Origin of the sequence: Murinocardiopsis flavida, from assembly GCF_003014485.1 — a bacterium.
GTDB classification, from domain to species: domain Bacteria; phylum Actinomycetota; class Actinomycetes; order Streptosporangiales; family Streptosporangiaceae; genus Murinocardiopsis; species Murinocardiopsis flavida.
Map to the genome: position 1 here is coordinate 1 of NZ_PYGA01000058.1, position 3590 is coordinate 3590.

2 protein-coding genes are annotated in these 3590 nt (G+C 74.5%); both read right to left on the reverse strand.

Going from position 1 to position 3590, the window contains the following annotated elements; genetic code table 11:
* Positions 1 to 284 (reverse strand): beta-ketoacyl synthase N-terminal-like domain-containing protein (locus CLV63_RS32965; protein WP_245929316.1); only part of this gene is annotated, 284 nt, incomplete at its 3' end.
* A gap of 1 nt (position 285) precedes the next feature.
* A partial coding sequence (locus tag CLV63_RS32970; RefSeq protein WP_146165738.1) for a type I polyketide synthase occupies positions 286 to 3590 on the reverse strand: 3305 nt, incomplete at its 5' end.

Genomic DNA, 3590 nt, shown 5'->3' on the forward strand with positions numbered 1-3590 from the left:
CGGGTGTAGGTGGTGTGGGCGTGTTCGGGGTCGGGGTCGAAGAGGGTGTCGAGGTCCCAGCCGCGGTCGGTGGGGAATTCGCCGATGGCGTCGGTTTCGGCGGTGAGGAGTGTCCAGAGGTCGTCGGGGGAGGCGACGCCGCCGGGGTAGCGGCAGCCGATCCCCACGATCGCGATCGGCTCGGCCGACACCTCGGAGAGCCGCCGGTTCTCCTCGCGCAACCGCTCCGTCTCCTTGAGCGATGAGCGCAGCGCCGTCACAAGCCTGTCGTTGTCCGCGGTCATCTCAGTCTCCGCTGTCGTTCATCCGGGGGGAATTGTCGGTCTCCAGCGCAAGGTTCACGAGGTCGTCCACTCCCATGTCGTCGAGCGGGACCTCGCCGGCGCCGGGGCCCGGCGGTCCTTCGGTGCGCCGGGGGGAGACCGGGTCGGCGAGGCCGAACAGGACGTCGAGAAGCCCCTCGTCCCGAATGCGCTCCACCGGGATGCGCTTGAGCATCGTGCGGATCTCGGCGTCGGTGATCTCCGGTCCGGGGTCCTCCGCGGCGGGCCGCAGCTTCCCGTCGAGGTACTGCACGAGTGCCTTGGGCGTGGGGTGGTCGAAGAGCAGCCCCGAAGAGAGCTCCAGCCCCGTCTCGGCCTTCAGGCTGTTCCGCAGTTCGAGCGCGATGAGCGAATCGACCCCCATGTCACTGAACGGCTGGTCGGGCTGGATCTCCTCGGACGCGTCCCGGCCCAGCAGGGTGGCGGTGTGCTTGTGCACCAGGCGCAGCAACGCGCGGTTGCGCTCGGCGTCGGGCAGGTCGGCGAGCCCCCGGGCGTCGCTCCCGCCGGCGGCGGCCGCCCTCGCCTCGCCGCGCCGGGCCGATCCGCGGAGCAGCGGCGAGGGAGGCCGGGCACCGCCGCGGTGGAACCGGGTGATCTGCGCGGCGACCAGCACGGGATCGTCGCGGTGCAGCGCCGCGTCGAACAGCGCGAGGCCGTGATCGGTGGACATGGGCAGTACACCGCTGCGGGCCATCCTGGCCGTCTCGGCGGCGCCGAGGTGCCCGGTCATCTCGCTGGCCTCGGACCACAGGCCCCACGCCAGGGAGGTGGCGGCCAGCCCCGAGGCGCGGCGGTGCTCGGCGAGGGCGTCGAGGTAGGCGTTGGCCGCCGCGTAGTTGGCCTGCCCACCGGTCCCGAGGACGCCGGCCACCGAGGAGAACAGCACGAACGCCGAAAGGTCCAGGTCGCGGGTGAGGTCGTGGAGATGCGCGGCGGCGTCGGCCTTCGGGCGCATGACGCGGTCGATCTGGTCGGCGCCGAGCGCGTCGAAGGTCGCGTCGTCGAGTACCCCCGCGGCATGGATCACGCCGGTCAACCGGTGGTCGCCGGGCACCGATGCGATGAGCGCCGCCACCGCGTCGCGGTCGGCGACATCGCAGGCCGCGAGCGTGACGGTGGCGCCCAGCGCGGTGAGATCCGCGCGCAGTGCGTCGGCACCGGGTGCGTCGGGCCCGCGCCGACTGGCCAGCAGCAGTCGGCGCACCCCATGGCGGGCGACCAGGTGCCGCGCCAGCAGCGCGCCGAGGGTGCCGGTGGCACCGGTGATCAGGACGGTGCCCTCGGGATCGAAGGAGGCGGGAGCGGCGGCTCCCCTCGGCGCACGGGACAGCCGGGGGAGGTGGATCCGCCCTTCGCGCACGGCGACCTGGGGTTCCCCGGTAGCCAGGGCGTCGGGCAGGGCGCGCAGCGACGCGGCGGTGTCGTCGGCGTCGACCAGGACGAACCGGCCCGGCTGCTCCGTCTGCGCCGACCGCACCAGCCCCCACACCGGTGCGGCGGCGAGGTCGCGGACGGCTTCGTCGGGGAGGGCGGTGACGGCGCCGCGCGTCAGCACCAGGATGGTCGCGGGGCCGGCTGCGGAGACGTCGTGCAGCAGCTCCAGCGCACGGCGCGCCGCGGCGCGCGCGTCCTCGGCCCGCACGCTCGCCCCCGGAGCCGGGGAGTCGTAGGCCATCGGCAGCACAACGACGTCGGGGGCCGGCGCACCGGAACCGAGCGCCGACACGAGTGCGCCGGGATCGGGGTACTCCTGGACGGCGGTCCCTGCCTCGGCGAGCACGGCCTCCAGCTTCAGGGATTCGGCGCCGATCACGGCCCAGCGCGCGGCGGCGTGCGCGGGACCCGCGCGGTCCGGTGCGGGGGACCAGCCGATGGTGTAGAGGTCGCGGTGGCCGCCCGCGCTTCCGGCGAGACCTTCGGGCCGGAGGTCGCGGAGCACCAGCGAGTCGACGGTGGCGACCTCGGCGCCGGTGCGGTCGGTGAGGCGCAGGCGCACCGCGTCGTTGCCCGCCGGGGCCGCCTCGACGCGTACCGCCGACGTGCCGGCGCCGTACATCCGGACGCCGCTCCAGGAGAAGGGCAGCCTGAGCGAGTCGGCGGGTCCTGCCGCCCCGGTGGAGATCGCGGCATGAAGGGCGGCGTCGAGCACCGCGGGGTGGACGATGAAGTCGGCGGCGCTCCCGCCCGACTCGGGCAGGTCCACCTCGGCGAACACCTCGGGACCCCGCGTCCACATCGCTCGCAGCCCTTGGAACGCGGGCCCGTAGTCGTAGCCGCGCTCCGCCAAGCGCGCGTACGCGTCGGCGGGATCGGCGGCGGCCGCGCCGGCCGGCGGCCAGGCGCTCCTGCGGGCCCGGTCCCCCTCTGCAACGGGGATCGTCAGCACGCCGGTCGCGAGGCGGGACCACTCGGCGGCGGTGTCGCTCCTGCTGCCGGCGGGTTCGACGCGGGCGTGGACGCTGAACTCGCGCCGACCCGTGTCGTCGGGTTCGGCCACCTCAAGGTGGAGGACGGCTTCGTCGCCGCCGTTCGGCACGGGCAGGGGGGCGTGCAGGACCAGTTCGGCGAGATCGGGGCAGCCGATGTGCCGACCGGCACCGGCGGCCATTTCGAGGAGCGCGGTACCGGGGAGCAGGGGAGTGCCGGTGATGGCATGGTCGGCCAGCCAGGGATGGCTGCGCAGCGAGACACGGCCGGAGAAGAGCCACTGGTCGCGCTCTGCGAGCGGGGTCGCCGAGGTGAGGAGCGGGTGGTGCGGGGCGAGGCCGGTGGTCGCGGGGGCCGTGAGCCAGTAGTGGGCGTGCTGGAAGGGATAGGTGGGAAGGTCGGTCGGATGGGCCTCGGGGTAGAGCGCGGCCCAGTCGAGGGGGAGGCCGCGGGTATGGGCGCGGGTGAGGGCCGCGGTCAGCTGGTCGGGCCCCGCGTGGTCGCGGTGGAGGGTGTGGAGGACGGCGGGGTCGGTGCCTTCGAGGGTCTCCTCGATGGCGTGGGTCAGGGTGGGATGCGGGCTGACCTCGATGTAGGTGGCGTGACCGGCGGCGTGGAGCGCGCGGGTCGCCTCGGCGAAGAGGACGGGCTGCCGCAGGTTTGCGTACCAGTACTCGGGTGTGAGGGCGGTGCCGTCGAGGGTGCGGCCGTGCACGGTGGAGTAGAACGGGATGTCGGCGGGGCGGGGGGCGATGCCGGCGAGGGCGGAGCGCAGCTCCGCGCCGAGCGGCTCGACGTGGGGGGAGTGGGAGGCGTAGTCGACGGCGATGGTGCGGG